Below are 13,016 nucleotides of genomic sequence, written 5' to 3'. Positions count from 1 at the left end.
GGGTTTTCAAATAGTCTTGGACTAAAGTAAGCGCCCGCTGCCCGTTTGTTAACCTCACTGACCGTTGGATAGGGCAGAACGGTGTTCGCGATGGCCGACATCTTCATCTTGTTTGCGATAGCCATGGCCCACATGCCGATCAATTCGCCCGCCATATGACCCGCGATAGACACTCCGACAGGGCGGCCCTTAACCACCATGACCTTGATCAGACCTTTGGTTTTCCGCTCGGTGATCAGCCGGTCGTTGTGGTGAAAATCAAAGCGCACAACTTCCAGCGCGGCTCCGTGTTTCTTTTTCGCCTGCTCTTCGGTCAGACCGACCTGAGCCAGTTCGGGGTCCGTGTAGGTTGCCCAAGGGATGTGATCAGTGCGTTGTCTAGAGGGCAGGCCAAACAGTATGGAACGTATCAGCACACCGGCGTGGTAGCCTGCCACATGAGTGAATTGCAGCCCGCCGGCCACGTCTCCGGCCGCATAGACCCTCTTGTTGGTGACAGAGCGCAAATCCGCGCCGACCTTCAGTCCGGCGCGATCATGCGCGATCCCGCCCGCCTCAAGATCCAGCTTGTCGGTGTTTACCTTGCGGCCCACGGCCATCAAGAGATGCGAGCCTGTAAAGTCGCCCTTTGGCGTATGTACAGTGATCATATCGTCTTTGCGGCTGATCCTTTCGGCCTGCGCCTCTTGCACGATGTCAATGCCCTCGGCGCGCAGGTTCTCCAGCACGATGGCGGCCATCTCGGGGTCGTCCTTGCCAAAGGCCTTCATGCCTTCGATCACAGTGACCTGACTGCCCAGTCGCCGGTGGGCCTGCGCCATTTCCATCCCGATGGGGCCGCCACCGATCACGAGCAGATGTTTAGGTTTTTCGCGTAGATCAAAGATGTTTTCGTTGGTGTAGTAGGTGACATCCTCAATGCCGGGGATTGGCGGGACAAAGGGGCCGGAACCGGTCGCAACTACAAAGCGGCGTGCCTTAATGATTGTGTCGCCTGCCTGCACTTCGGTTTTCGAAATGAAGGTGCCGAACTTCTGGATCACTTGCACACCCAGACCCTCGAAACGCTCGACGCTGTCGACCGGTGCGATGGTCGCGATCACGTCGTGGACGTGGTCCTTGGCTGCGGCATAGTCAACTGTGGGTTCAACGTCGCTGACGCCGTATTTTGCGCCGTGAGACATGGCATAGGCCTGCTTGGCCGACGCGATCAGCGCCTTTGACGGCACACAGCCATAGTTCAGGCAGTCGCCACCCATCTTGTGCCCTTCCAGCAGGACAACTTTGGCCCCCATCTGCACCGCGCCCGCTGCGATGGACAAACCGCCGGAACCACCGCCGATGATGCAGATATCTGTTTTGATCCGGTTCATGACTTAAAGACCTTTCTTGCCGCGAATGGCCCTGAGAGCGACCGGAAGAGCAGCGAGCACACAAAGGCCGATGATGGGAAGGATGATCTGCGGTTCGAAGATAATGCCAAGGTTCGGGGTTTCACCACGGGCAAAGACCTCGCCAAGGCCGGCGCCGACAGAGGTGTAGACAAGCCCACCCGGAATGATCCCGATGAAGGTCGAGATCACGAAGCGATGCAGCGGGACCTCAAGGAAGGACGGGATAAGATTGGCCAGAAAGAACGGCACAGCCGGGACCAGACGGATCAGGAACAGCATGGACCACTGGTTCTCGTCGATCCCGTCCTTGATCTTTTTGACCATGCCGTCGGAACCTTCCAGCTTTTGACCGAGTTTTTCGCCAAACCCCCACCGTGCTGCAAGGAAGATCGCCGTTGCGCCAATCGTGGCACCCGTGACGTTGAAAAGCACTCCGGGGAAGGTCGCAAAAAGGAAACCGCCCGTCAGCGTGGCGATTGTGGCTCCGGGCAGCGAGAAGGCAACAATCACGACATAGGTTGCGATAAAGGCCAGCACAGTCAGCAGATAGTTGGCGTCACGGAACGCGAGGAGGGCCTCGCGGTTTTCGGCCAGCGCTTCGAACGTCAGGTAGTCGCGCAGGAAAAAAGTACCGATAACGGCAACGATGCAGATGATGATCAGTGGCAGTTTCTTGAGTATCGGGTTCCTTGGCGCTTCGATCATATCGGTCATCACTTTTGGTCCTGTAGTGTCTCTTCGGTTGTAGGCTAGATGGACGTAAGCAGCCTTTTGCGATACCCACATCACGCGCCATTGATGCAAAGCGCTCTGGATGTTTCACTTTTTTGGGGTTGGGTCGTGAAGACTGAAACATTTGACACAGCATAAATGTGGGAAATGTTGCAGTTTCACCCACCTGTGCGCGTTGACATGATGCCAGCCCCGCTCTAAAGGACGGGTCTGAATTGTAGTTCGGCTTCGAATCCACCGTTTGGATTTGGCCATAAACCGGAGAGCACGCTATGAAGCGCACGTTCCAACCATCAAACCGGGTTCGCAAGAACCGTCACGGATTCCGCGCACGCATGGCCACGAAGGCCGGTCGTAAAATCCTGAACAATCGCCGTGCCAAGGGCCGCGCGAAGCTGAGCGCGTAAGCGCAGCAGCCGTTTTGACCGATTTGAAACCGCCGGTTGGGCCTGATCAAGGCACTTCGGCGGTTTCTGTTTGCGTATTGACCAAGCGCGCCGACTTTGTGCGTGCGGCCCACGCCCGCCGCCAAGGTACCGCCGGTATCCACCTCCAAGCCCGCAAGCGCAGCGAAGACGAAGCGACGGGCATCCGGGTCGGTTTCACCTGCTCCAAGAAGGTTGGCAATGCCGTCGCCCGCAATCGCGCCAAGCGCCGATTGCGCGAAGCTGCGCGTATCGTCCTGCCCGAACTTGGCCGCGAAGGGTGGGATTATGTGCTGGTGGGTCGCAAAGACACGACCGCGACCCTACCTTTTGAAACGCTGGTGGCAGATTTGCGCCGCGCCATGAAAAAGGTCCACGGATGAGCCCGCTTGCCTACATTGTTTCTTTGCCTGTGCGGGCATACCGCATGGTGCTTTCACCTTGGGTGGGGATGAGTTGCCGTTATCAGCCAACATGTTCGGCCTATTCGCTGGAGGCACTCGAAAAGCATGGGGCGATCAAGGGCAGCTACCTGACCATCCGCCGCATCCTGCGATGCCACCCTTTGGGTGGGTCAGGCATCGACAACGTGCCGGACTGACGGGTTACTGTTTTTCGAATGAAATCGTCACCACCCCGATATCCAGACCATAACGCTTGACATAGGCAAGGTTCAGCAACCGGTCATCGGCCAAAAGCCACATCCAGTCATCGAATGTCACCCGCAGCGTTTCTGTCTCGCCCGAGGCCGAAGGCACCGGCAGATCAATCTCGTATTTCCAGTTGAAGCGGTCACCTTGCTCTATCCCTGTTGCCTGGCCGATCACACCGGGGGCGGTGCCGACCCAACTGTCATCGCCGGTCTTGGTCAAAGTCCAGATGCGTTGCTCGGTTGAGCCATCCTCATAGGCGAAGTCCTCTACCAACCGCAGCCGTTCACCATCCCAGTCACCGTCGATCGTGACGACAAAACTGCGGCGCACCGTGCCCAGAATGTCCTGAAACTGACCATAGGCCACAAGTTCACCGTCAAAGAACTCTTCAAGGTTCAGTTTGCGGTCGCTTAGACCGGGATCGTCAAATGACGGTTTTCCGGTGCAGGCGGCAAGCAGGGCAAGGGCGGCAGCAAGGATCAGGCGCATTTCGGTCTCCGTGTTCTCATATCTGATACGCAGCCGAACGAAGTTCGGATGCCTCTAGGCAGCGATAGGGTGTTCTGGCATATCGGGGATATGTTAGCTGAAACCGAAATCCATCCGCTGTTTTACGGCGCACCCGCGACGACCGAGTTCAAGAAGTTGCGCAAGCGCATTGTGCGCTACACCCGTGAAGCGATCGGGCAATACGGCATGATTGGAAGCGAGGCACGTGCCCCGGGCGCACCGCCGGAGCGTTGGTTGGTGTGCCTGTCCGGTGGCAAGGACAGCTACACGCTTCTTGCCGTCCTGTATGAACTGAAATGGCGCGGGTTGCTGCCTGTGGAACTGCTTGCCTGCAACCTCGATCAGGGCCAGCCCGGGTTTCCGGCGACGGTCTTGCCGGAGTTTCTGGAAAAGATGGGCGTTCCGCATCGTATCGAGTACCAAGACACCTATTCGATTGTGATGGATAAAGTACCACAGGGCCGCACGTTCTGTGCGCTCTGCTCGCGCTTGCGTCGCGGCAACCTGTACCGGATAGCGCGCGAGGAAGGGTGCTCTGCGGTCGTGCTGGGCCACCACCGCGACGACATCCTTGAAACCTTCTTCATGAACCTCTTTCATGGAGGGCGCTTGGCCACGATGCCGCCGAAGCTGCTCAACGAAGAGGGTGATCTGTTCGTCTATCGCCCGCTGGCCCATGTAGCCGAGGCTGATTGCGAAAAATTCGCCAAGGCGATGGATTATCCAATTATCCCGTGTGACTTGTGCGGGTCGCAGGATGGTCTGCAACGACAACAGGTCAAACAGATTTTGGACGGTTGGGAGAAAAACAGCCCGGGACGGCGACAGATCATGTTCCGGTCGCTGATGAACGCACGGCCTTCGCACTTGCTTGATCCAAACCTGTTTGATTTTACAGCTTTGTCGCGAAGTGCAGGTTCTGGCGATGTCGCAGGAGGTGATTGTTAAGGGCTGCTTGACAAACGATTCCAATGGATGTCACCGATCACCGGCTTGTGGTCTGGCGAGGCGCGTGTCATCGTCACATTGTGGCGAGAGTGTGGAGTGCTATTCCAAGTTTGATACCTGAATATACCGTGCGACCCTACAAATAAGGGTTGCTTCATTGTTGCGATAACCTGCACAATTCACCAACAGTTTTGACAATTTCCCTAGTTTTGCCAGTTTTCGGTGTTCATATCTTCAAAACACTCAATAATACTGCCCTGACTCATCGCTGGAGCTCCGAAATAAAATGTTTTCAAGAATTGCTACGACACTGTTCTGTTCCGTTGCTCCTCTTGCGCTCTTGGCGCAGTCGGTCGAGTTGCGCTCAAGTGATAACTTCATCAATGTCGAAGGCGAAATTGTCGGCTTCAACGGTGTCATGGTTCAGGTGCAGACCACAGTAGGCCGGGTCGCGGTTCCGGCTTCTGAAGTGATCTGCTTCGGAGTGGCCTGTAACGGGGTTATCGCCTCGAACGACTTCGGTCTGACCGCCAGTGCCTTTGCGGGTGTCGACGCATCTTCTGCTGTATCTGCCGCACCGGTTGCAAGCGCATCCGATGATCTGACTATCGGTTTTGCGGCACCGGATTACGCTGACCTTCATCGCACGATTGCCGGTGCATATGCAGTAACGCAGTCTTCCCCGATGACCGTAGAACTCACGTCCGCAGGCGAATTGCTCGTGCAGGACGCAAGCACGGGTCAGTCGGCGGCTTTGGCGCTCAGCGCGAGTGACGCGACTGCGGACATCGTGATCGGTTCGGTGTCTCTCAACGGGACCGCACCGGCAGAGTACGATACTCCCGCTGCATGGGCTCGCGGGACTGACTTGTCGCACCAGCTTTTGGGTTTGAACGCATTTTCCGTCATCGTGGCACCCAACGCCGGTATCTCTGCAATCTCGGTCAACGATCTTGCGCGCATCTATGCCGGAGAGATCACAAACTGGTCGCAGATCGGTGGCGCGGATGTCACCGTGCTGCCACTTCAGCTTCCACCGGATTCCGTGATCGGTGCAGAAGTGCGGCGTTTGGTGATGGAGCCCGCCGGCAAAGAGATTTCGGGCAGTGTGCTGACCATGTCCGATGAGGCCGGTGTTTCGGCGTCAATCAACCAGTTTCCGGGCAGTGTCAGCATCGTGACGACTGCAATCGCAAACGAAGCCCTTGTTGTGGATGTTACGGGCACATGCGGGATCACCGTTGAACCTACGATGTTCAATATCATCTCTGGCGACTATCCTTTGGTGCGCCCGATCATGGCGACATACAATAGTGCGGCCAATACCGGACTGGTGGCAGAGGTCTTTGATTTTGCCTCCTCCGACATTGCGCAGGGATTGATCGAGAAAGAAGGCTTCATCAATCATGGCGCGATGATGATGGACACTGCTAAAAAGAACAGACGCCTGAGCGGTCTGTTGGAGGCATCTTTTGATGATGCGCAGCGCGCTGCCGCGGCGCAGATGTTTCAGGTCTTGTTCGATGCAGAGCGTATGTCGCCCACGATGACCGGTGGCGTTGCCAGTGGTCCCGAGGGTGCATGGAATCGCGCGATGCTGCTTGATCTGGTTGAACTGCTCGAGAATGGCGAAAACAACGGTCGCGAGATCATTTTCGTAGGCTATGGCCAAAGTTCGGCAGGCAACGCGGCCGCCATCGGGTCTTCTGCCGTTGCGGCGGCCGAATTCAAGGCATTGCTGGAAGACGTGGCAGCGTCAACGCTTTCCTCCGGCGACTACTCGGTGTCGTCATACGGATTTGGCAACGTATCGCCAGCCACCTGTGTCGACGGCCAAGTCGCCGGGTCCGAGTATACCCGCGTCGAAGTGTGGCTGCGCTAGGCGACTACCGCGTTATTGATAATCAGATGGCATGATATCGCTTAACAGCAGTTCACATGCTGTTGTATCGCCTATGCAAAGGGTGCATTTCGTCGCCCAGATACATAGGTAAAAGACATGAGCAAACGTATCCTATCTATAATCGCAGCCGTCGCATTGACGCTTTTCGCGGGCGCAGCCTCGGCACAGCAACTCAGCCTTGCGCAAATCTCGGCCTATCTGAACCAGCTTCAGACTGCGCAGGGTGGTTTTACGCAGATCAACGCTGACGGCACGATCAGCACAGGGCAGATTTATATCAAACGGCCGGGTCGTATCCGCTTTGAATACAATGCACCGTCAGAGGCGTTGGTGGTGGCCGGCGGTGGTCAACTGGCGGTTTTTGATGCCCGCTCGAACACAGGACCGGAACGGTACCCCCTGAGCCAAACGCCACTTAGCATCATCTTGCAGGAAAATGTCGATCTTGACCGTGCAGATATGGTGACCAATGTGGTCTCTGATGGCACGACGACGACCGTTACCGCGCAGGACCCCGAAAACCCAAACTATGGCAGCATCCAGTTGGTGTTTACCGCAAACCCGACCGAATTGCGCCAATGGATCGTGACAGATGATGTGGGAACAGAAACGACTGTCATTCTGAACGATCTGATTTCAGGCAGCGTGATCCGCGACGTTCTGTTCAACATTCGGGCAGAAACGCGCAATCGCGGCAACTGACTGCAAGTTCATGTATTTGGACAGGCGGCGCAGTGCGCGCCGCCTTTCTGCGTTCAGCGCTTCCGGCAGGATCTTAGCTGCTGGTCATAAATGACCGCGCGGGTCTCGACCTCGCCCGCGATTCGCACCAGCCAGCTTTTTGACCGCCATGTGCCACGCTTAAATCCGGTGCGACCATCATGATAAGCCAGATATTGATTGCGGGTATCATTGATAGCTACCCCGGTCTCTGCGACGGTCTGCGTCATGTACCATCCCATGAAATCTGTGGCGTCAAAAATGTCATCGCGCCGTGCACGGCGCCCGCCGGGGCCATCCTGATATTCCCCCCACGTCCCGTCCAGCGCCTGACTATAGCCGAACGCCGATGACTGGCGACCCACGGGGATAACACCCAGCGCATAGCGATGCGGTGTCCGGTTGTTGCCGATGAATTTGCTTTCCTGATAGATGATCGCCATCAACGACGGCACTGGCACGCCATATTTGCGTTCCACTGCGCGGAATGCACGAAGATATTCGGCGCGCTCGGACACGATACTGCATGCATCATCAAGATTGCGAGGTGCCGAGTTATGACCCGTTCCACCGCTGCAACTTGCTAGAAGCATCACACATGCCATGGCGCGAAAGAAACTGCTCATCTGCCTCTCGCTTATGTTTGTTTTTTTTAAGCATAGCGCAAAGCGCACCGTGTGGGAATCCCCAAGGCGGCCCTGTCAGATCACAAATGCAAGGATCAGCGGCAAAATAAGCACGGAAAGCAGGGTGGACGCCACGACAAGGCCCGCCACCGTTTGTGCATCCGCTCCGTATTTTTCGGCCAGCAGATAGGATGTGACTGCGACCGGCGTTGCAACCTGCACGATAAGAACGCCAGCCGCAACGGGATCAAGCCCGAACCAAGTGGCCGCGAGCCAACCCGCTGCAACACAAATGACAACCTTGATCACCGACAAGACGACTGCCTGCGTCATCGCCTTTGTCTGGAGCCTCGCCACGGCGACGCCAAGTGTAATCAGCATCATCGGAATCGCCATCTGCCCGATCAGTTCGATGGCGTTTGTCAGGAATTCGGGCGTCTTCCAGCCTTGCCACAGGAACAAGGCACCCAACAAAGTCGCCCCCACAAGAGGTTCCTGCACAACGCGTTTGAACGACCCGGCACCGGCGACCATCGAGATACCGATGGTAAACGACAGGATCGTCATGATCGCAAAGACGACGACAGCATAGCCAAGCCCGACTTCGCCAAACGCAAACAGCGCCAGTGGCAAGCCAAGGTTACCGGTGTTGCCAAAAATCAGAGGTGCCAGATAGGTTTGCGTATCAAGATTTGCGACTTTCACAAGAACGAAACTGCCAACCATAACAAGGCCGTAGGCTACAAAGGACGCCAAGGAGAGAGCAGCCAGCGCCTGCGGCTCCACCTCGATGTTCATCAACGCCACAAAGATCAGGCAGGGGACTGCCAGCGTCATCGCCATACGGGTTACAAACTCGACCCTGTACTCGAACCCTAGTTTGACCCATACGAAGCCGACGGCTGCCAAAAGGAACACCGGCGCGGTGATGTTGAGCACTGTCAGGGCGAGGTTCACAGACTGTTTCCCTTAATTTTTGGTTGCAGGCGTAGACTTTGCACTTGCAGCACACATATACTGGCCCCAAGTAGGAGTTCATGTTCAAAACACGCGCGAAATATCATCTGGGCCAGGTTGTCCGTCATCGCAAGCATCCTTTTCGGGGTGTCGTCTTTGACGTGGACGCCATGTTTTCGAATACCGACGAGTGGTACAACGCTATTCCCGAAGACAGCCGGCCCAGCAAGGACCAGCCGTTTTATCACCTCTTGGCCGAGAACGAGCAGAGCTTTTACGTGGCTTACGTCTCTGAACAGAACCTCGTGGCTGACTACTCGGGCGAACCGGTAGATCACCCTGATCTGGATGATCTCTTTGGTCCGTTCGAGGATGGGCAATATCCTTTGCAGGTTCAACTGAACTAGCTTTTGAATGCCACGACGTCATGTCGTGTCGCGCCCAGTCCTTCGATTTTTGCACTCAGCACGTCTCCCGCTTTCAAAAAGCGTGGTGGTTTGTATCCCCCGCCCACACCCGGTGGGGTGCCCGTCAGGATAAGATCGCCGGGGCGCAAGGTGACGAATTGGCTGACATGTGCCACGATCTGTGCGACGCCAAAGATCATCGTCGCGGTGGAGCCGGTCTGCATCGCTTCGCCGTTCACCTCAAGCGACATGGCAAGGTTCTGCGGGTCCGCAATTTCGTCCTTGGTGACAAGGTAGGGGCCCAACGGTGCAAAGCTGTTGGCCGATTTTCCCTTCATCCATTGCCCGCCAAAATCCATCTGAAAATGCCGTTCGGACACGTCATTCCCGACAAAGTATCCCGCGATATGGTCAAGGGCTTCAGCTTTGGTCACATGTTGCGCGGGACTTCCTATGGCGATGCCAAGCTCGACCTCCCAGTCGGTTTTCTCCGCGCCTTTCGGGATCACGATAGGGTCCGTTGGTCCGGTTGCATCGCAGGCTTTCATGAAGAGGATTGGATGCTCCGGGATGGGAAGGCCCATTTCTGCTGCGTGGTCATAAAAGTTCAGGCCAATGCAGAATATACGACGCGCATCGCTGAGAAATGGGGCGTGATCGCCGATGATCTGTGGCAGCGTGGCCAAGTCAACATTCGCAAGCAATGCCAAACCCTCAGGTGTGATCGCGGTACTGCTGATGTCTGCAACGTGTCCTGACAGAGCGCGCAATGTATTGTTTTGTTCGACGGCCGCAGGTTTGATCCCGTCTGCTGTTTTGATCCGGCATAGTTTCATTACAGTTCTCCTTTGTTTGGCCAAGTCATAGCGACGTGCGCTGTCGCATGCCATAGGGGTGGTCAATGCCGTCTGCCATGTTACATCCCTTTCAAGGACCAAAAGGATGCCACAATGCTCGTAGTTGTTTCCCCTGCAAAATCCCTCGACATGGACCCTGTCGATGTGCCCGCGACCTCGCCCGCGTTTCAGGAAGACGCGGTGCGCCTGTCCAAGACAGCCAAGAATCTGACGCTGAAGGAACTGAAAGGTTTGATGAGCATCTCTGACGATCTGGCGCGCCTGAACCGCGACCGGTTCAAGGCCTTCGCCGCAGAGCCTGACGTCGATGCAACGAAACCGGCTGCACTGGCCTTTAATGGCGACACCTATCAGGGGCTCGAGGCCAAAACTCTGTCAGAGGACGATCTGGCTTGGGCGCAGGACCATTTGCGCATCTTGTCCGGTCTTTACGGATTGCTGCGCCCTTTGGACGCCATCCAGCCCTACCGTTTGGAAATGGGCAGTCGTTTGAAAACGCGGCGCGGCAAGTCTCTTTACGAGTATTGGGGCGACACGATTGCCAAGGCGCTGAATGAACAGGCAGAGGCCGTAGGTACCGACACACTGATCAATTGTGCCAGTCAGGAATACTTCGGTGCGGCGGATCACAAGGCGCTGAAGCTGCGGGTGATTACGCCGGTCTTTATGGAAGTGAAGGACGACAAGCCGCGTATTGTCAGTTTCTTTGCCAAGCGCGCGCGCGGGGCGATGGCACGTTTTGTGGTGGAAAACCGCGTGCAGGATGCCGGCGGGATCAAGGATTTCACATCAGGCGGCTATGCCTATGACCCTGATTTGTCCGAAGGGAACAAATGGGTATTTCTGCGTGATTATCCGACCTGATCCTAAAAATCCGCTGCGATCCGCATGTCGCGCAGGGGACGTACCGCTTTGATCGACGCTTCGTAAAGCGGATCGGCCTTGTAGGCGGCCAGAGCCTCGGTACTGTCGAACTCGGCATAGACGATCACATCGACCTCGGACGAGAGCGCGTCGCTTTGTGTGTTCCGGCGCACCTCGAAGGCTGTGCTATGCGGAATTCTGGCCAAAAGTTCCAGACCTTCCACAATACGCGGAATGTCGGCCTTGTCCTTGGCGTTGAAGAAAACAACGTGGCGAAGGGTGGGGCGTGTGGTCACGGGAAATGCGTCTCGCTGTTGGCGTTGACTGTTAGAAACACGACCTACAGGCAACCGCAAGAGGCGGACCTGCGCTAAATCCGCTCAATCGCAAGCGCAATCCCTTGGCCGCCACCAATGCACATGGTGATCAGGGCGCGCTTGCCGCCGATGCGCTCCAACTCATACATTGCCTTGACGGTGATGATCGCACCTGTGGCACCCACCGGATGGCCCAGTGCAATTGCCCCGCCGTTTGGGTTCACGCGGGTCCGATCAAAACCCAATTCTTTGGAAACGGCGAGCGCTTGCGCGGCAAAGGCTTCGTTGGATTCAATCACATCGAAATCGCTTACCGTCAGCTTGGTCTTGGCCAGCAGGTTGTTGACCGCAGGCACGGGACCGATCCCCATCACCTCAGGGCGCACACCGGCATGGGCATAGCCCAGGATACGGAACTTCGGTGTCAGACCGGCGCTTTCAGCCACCTCCGCAGTGGACAGCACAATCGCCGCCGCACCATCATTCAGACCGGATGCATTTCCCGCTGTCACGGATCCATCTTTCTGGAACGCGGGACGAAGAGCGGACAGAGCGTCCAGTGTCGTTGCCTTGGGGTGTTCATCCGTGACGAAATCCACCATTTCGCGGCGCTGTTTTACGGCAACCGGCGCAATCTGGCTTTCAAAGTAGCCTGCCGCAATCGCCGCCGCAGCGCGTTCCTGACTTTGCTGGGCAAATGCATCCTGATCTGCGCGGGTGATGTCATGCTCGCCCGCGACGTTCTCGGCGGTGACACCCATATGCCCTGTCCCGAACGGGCAGTTGAGCGCGCCAAGCATCATGTCCCGCGTGACGATATCACCCATCTTCGCGCCCCAGCGCTGATCGGATATGATAAAGGGCGACCGACTCATGTTTTCGGCACCACCCGCAAGACCGAAATCGGCATCCCCGAGCATCAGGGACTGCATGACCGAAACGATGGCCTGCACGCCAGACCCGCAAAGGCGGTTCACGTTCATCGCTGGCGTCGTTTCAGGCACGCCTGCGTTCATCGCGGCGACGCGGCTAAGGTACATGTCTTTGGGCTCTGTGTTGATAACATGACCAAACGCCACATGACCCACCTGCGTACCTGCAACACCCGCACGTTCAAGCGCGGTTTTGCTGGCGATCGTGCCCAGTTCAATCGGGGATGTTCCGGCCAAAGATCCACCAAAAGTGCCAATTGCCGTGCGGGCACCACCCAGAATTACGATATCGGTCATGTCAATTTCTCCATTCAGTGTTGGAAGGACACTACTCCAGCTTGCACGAAAAAACAGGGAAACGTCACGGCAAACCGGCACAAACCGAGCCCGCCCCCTCATTGCCCTGACTCTAATCGCCGCAGGGGGCGTTTCCTTCCGGCGCGGGCGTGTTACCTCTGATCCAGAGGCCCGAAAACATGTTGTTGACCGTTCAGAATATTCACAAAACCTATCAAACTGCCGATGGCCCTTTCGAGGTGCTGCGCGGCATTGATCTTACATTGGGCGCGGGCGAAACGCTGGCGCTGACGGGGGAGTCCGGCAGCGGCAAGAGCACGCTGCTTCATCTGATTGGCGGGCTGGATACACCGGATCAAGGCCACATCCGTCTTGACGGCCAAGACATCGCGACCCTTGATGATACCGGACGCGCCGCCTTGCGCCGCGGCACGGTGGGGGTCGTGTTTCAGCAATTCAACCTGATCCCCAGTT

Annotated in this window: 17 protein-coding genes; 9 read left to right on the top strand and 8 right to left on the bottom strand. The window is 56.7% G+C overall.

Annotated features, from left to right (window positions below):
* Together R6T97_RS09470 and R6T97_RS09465 are read right to left on the bottom strand one after the other, a co-directional pair.
* On the bottom strand, positions 1–1,373 hold a 1,373-nt coding region (locus R6T97_RS09470; RefSeq protein ID WP_410349048.1), incomplete at its 3' end, for a dihydrolipoyl dehydrogenase family protein.
* Between the two features lie 3 nt (positions 1,374–1,376).
* Positions 1,377–2,108, bottom strand: a complete 732-nt coding sequence (locus tag R6T97_RS09465; RefSeq protein WP_410349047.1) for a TVP38/TMEM64 family protein — start codon at positions 2,106–2,108, stop codon at positions 1,377–1,379.
* A 290-nt stretch (positions 2,109–2,398) separates the two neighbouring features.
* On the opposite strand from R6T97_RS09465, the gene rpmH reads away from it, so the two are divergent.
* The 3 genes from rpmH to yidD are packed head-to-tail and all read left to right on the top strand — an operon-like array spanning position 2,399 to position 3,152.
* Positions 2,399–2,533 (top strand): 50S ribosomal protein L34, encoded by a 135-nt coding sequence (gene rpmH / locus R6T97_RS09460; protein WP_008231458.1) that lies wholly within the window; start codon positions 2,399–2,401, stop codon positions 2,531–2,533.
* 14 nt (positions 2,534–2,547) lie between these two features.
* The gene (gene rnpA / locus R6T97_RS09455) at positions 2,548–2,934 is read left to right on the top strand and encodes a ribonuclease P protein component (protein WP_410349046.1); all 387 of its coding nucleotides are present in this window, start codon (positions 2,548–2,550) and stop codon (positions 2,932–2,934) included.
* Complete coding sequence (gene yidD, locus R6T97_RS09450) at positions 2,931–3,152, top strand: membrane protein insertion efficiency factor YidD (protein WP_410349045.1); 222 nt, start codon at positions 2,931–2,933, stop codon at positions 3,150–3,152. The genes rnpA and yidD overlap by 4 nt, the downstream gene beginning before the upstream one ends.
* A 4-nt stretch (positions 3,153–3,156) precedes the next feature.
* On the opposite strand, the gene R6T97_RS09445 is transcribed toward yidD, so the two are convergent.
* Positions 3,157–3,693 (bottom strand): DUF3833 family protein, encoded by a 537-nt coding sequence (locus tag R6T97_RS09445; RefSeq protein WP_410349044.1) that lies wholly within the window; start codon positions 3,691–3,693, stop codon positions 3,157–3,159.
* Positions 3,694–3,783: 90 nt separating this feature from the next.
* Between R6T97_RS09445 and ttcA the strand changes: the two genes are divergently transcribed.
* The 3 genes from ttcA (at position 3,784) to R6T97_RS09430 (ending at position 7,267) form a co-directional block, all read left to right on the top strand.
* Entirely contained in the window at positions 3,784–4,662 is an 879-nt protein-coding gene (gene ttcA, locus R6T97_RS09440) for a tRNA 2-thiocytidine(32) synthetase TtcA (RefSeq protein WP_410349049.1), read from the top strand.
* Between the two features lie 286 nt (positions 4,663–4,948).
* The gene (locus R6T97_RS09435) at positions 4,949–6,544 is read left to right on the top strand and encodes a PstS family phosphate ABC transporter substrate-binding protein (protein WP_410349043.1); all 1,596 of its coding nucleotides are present in this window, start codon (positions 4,949–4,951) and stop codon (positions 6,542–6,544) included.
* A gap of 117 nt (positions 6,545–6,661) precedes the next feature.
* On the top strand, positions 6,662–7,267 hold the full coding sequence (locus R6T97_RS09430; protein ID WP_410349042.1) for a LolA family protein: 606 nt from the start codon (positions 6,662–6,664) through the stop codon (positions 7,265–7,267).
* A gap of 53 nt (positions 7,268–7,320) precedes the next feature.
* Here the strand turns inward: R6T97_RS09430 and R6T97_RS09425 are convergent, their stop codons facing one another.
* Complete coding sequence (locus R6T97_RS09425; protein ID WP_410349041.1) at positions 7,321–7,911, bottom strand: lytic transglycosylase; 591 nt, start codon at positions 7,909–7,911, stop codon at positions 7,321–7,323.
* Positions 7,912–7,986: 75 nt separating this feature from the next.
* Complete coding sequence (locus R6T97_RS09420) at positions 7,987–8,868, bottom strand: AEC family transporter (RefSeq protein WP_410349040.1); 882 nt, start codon at positions 8,866–8,868, stop codon at positions 7,987–7,989.
* Positions 8,869–8,948: 80 nt separating this feature from the next.
* On the opposite strand from R6T97_RS09420, the gene hspQ reads away from it, so the two are divergent.
* Positions 8,949–9,275: a heat shock protein HspQ gene (hspQ, locus tag R6T97_RS09415; protein WP_410349039.1), complete on the top strand. Its 327-nt coding sequence runs from the start codon at positions 8,949–8,951 to the stop codon at positions 9,273–9,275.
* On the opposite strand, the gene R6T97_RS09410 is transcribed toward hspQ, so the two are convergent.
* Positions 9,272–10,111 (bottom strand): fumarylacetoacetate hydrolase family protein, encoded by an 840-nt coding sequence (locus R6T97_RS09410; protein WP_410349038.1) that lies wholly within the window; start codon positions 10,109–10,111, stop codon positions 9,272–9,274. The genes hspQ and R6T97_RS09410 overlap by 4 nt on opposite strands.
* A 114-nt stretch (positions 10,112–10,225) precedes the next feature.
* On the opposite strand from R6T97_RS09410, the gene yaaA reads away from it, so the two are divergent.
* Positions 10,226–10,996: a peroxide stress protein YaaA gene (gene yaaA / locus R6T97_RS09405; RefSeq protein ID WP_410349037.1), complete on the top strand. Its 771-nt coding sequence runs from the start codon at positions 10,226–10,228 to the stop codon at positions 10,994–10,996.
* Between the two features lie 2 nt (positions 10,997–10,998).
* Here the strand turns inward: yaaA and R6T97_RS09400 are convergent, their stop codons facing one another.
* Positions 10,999–11,292, bottom strand: coding sequence for a Dabb family protein (locus tag R6T97_RS09400; RefSeq protein WP_410349036.1), 294 nt, complete (start codon positions 11,290–11,292; stop codon positions 10,999–11,001).
* A 74-nt stretch (positions 11,293–11,366) separates the two neighbouring features.
* On the bottom strand, positions 11,367–12,542 hold the full coding sequence (locus R6T97_RS09395) for an acetyl-CoA C-acyltransferase family protein (protein ID WP_410349035.1): 1,176 nt from the start codon (positions 12,540–12,542) through the stop codon (positions 11,367–11,369).
* Between the two features lie 179 nt (positions 12,543–12,721).
* Between R6T97_RS09395 and R6T97_RS09390 the strand changes: the two genes are divergently transcribed.
* Positions 12,722–13,016 (top strand): ATP-binding cassette domain-containing protein (locus tag R6T97_RS09390; protein WP_410349034.1); only part of this gene is annotated, 295 nt, incomplete at its 3' end.

This window comes from Yoonia sp. (genome assembly GCF_046498525.1).
GTDB lineage: Bacteria > Pseudomonadota > Alphaproteobacteria > Rhodobacterales > Rhodobacteraceae > Yoonia.
The sequence above is the reverse complement of the archived record's forward strand: the minus strand, read 5'-3'. Positions and strand labels throughout refer to the sequence as shown.

Coding starts and splice junctions, on each gene's coding strand:
- R6T97_RS09425 (WP_410349041.1), bottom strand. CDS start 7,911: ATGAGCAGTTTCTTTCGCGCCATGGCATGTGTGATGCTTCTAGCAAGT.
- hspQ (WP_410349039.1), top strand. CDS start 8,949: ATGTTCAAAACACGCGCGAAATATCATCTGGGCCAGGTTGTCCGTCAT.
- R6T97_RS09410 (WP_410349038.1), bottom strand. CDS start 10,111: ATGAAACTATGCCGGATCAAAACAGCAGACGGGATCAAACCTGCGGCC.
- R6T97_RS09445 (WP_410349044.1), bottom strand. CDS start 3,693: ATGCGCCTGATCCTTGCTGCCGCCCTTGCCCTGCTTGCCGCCTGCACC.
- rpmH (WP_008231458.1), top strand. CDS start 2,399: ATGAAGCGCACGTTCCAACCATCAAACCGGGTTCGCAAGAACCGTCAC.
- R6T97_RS09435 (WP_410349043.1), top strand. CDS start 4,949: ATGTTTTCAAGAATTGCTACGACACTGTTCTGTTCCGTTGCTCCTCTT.
- ttcA (WP_410349049.1), top strand. CDS start 3,784: ATGTTAGCTGAAACCGAAATCCATCCGCTGTTTTACGGCGCACCCGCG.
- yidD (WP_410349045.1), top strand. CDS start 2,931: ATGAGCCCGCTTGCCTACATTGTTTCTTTGCCTGTGCGGGCATACCGC.
- R6T97_RS09395 (WP_410349035.1), bottom strand. CDS start 12,542: ATGACCGATATCGTAATTCTGGGTGGTGCCCGCACGGCAATTGGCACT.
- R6T97_RS09465 (WP_410349047.1), bottom strand. CDS start 2,108: ATGACCGATATGATCGAAGCGCCAAGGAACCCGATACTCAAGAAACTG.
- yaaA (WP_410349037.1), top strand. CDS start 10,226: ATGCTCGTAGTTGTTTCCCCTGCAAAATCCCTCGACATGGACCCTGTC.
- R6T97_RS09430 (WP_410349042.1), top strand. CDS start 6,662: ATGAGCAAACGTATCCTATCTATAATCGCAGCCGTCGCATTGACGCTT.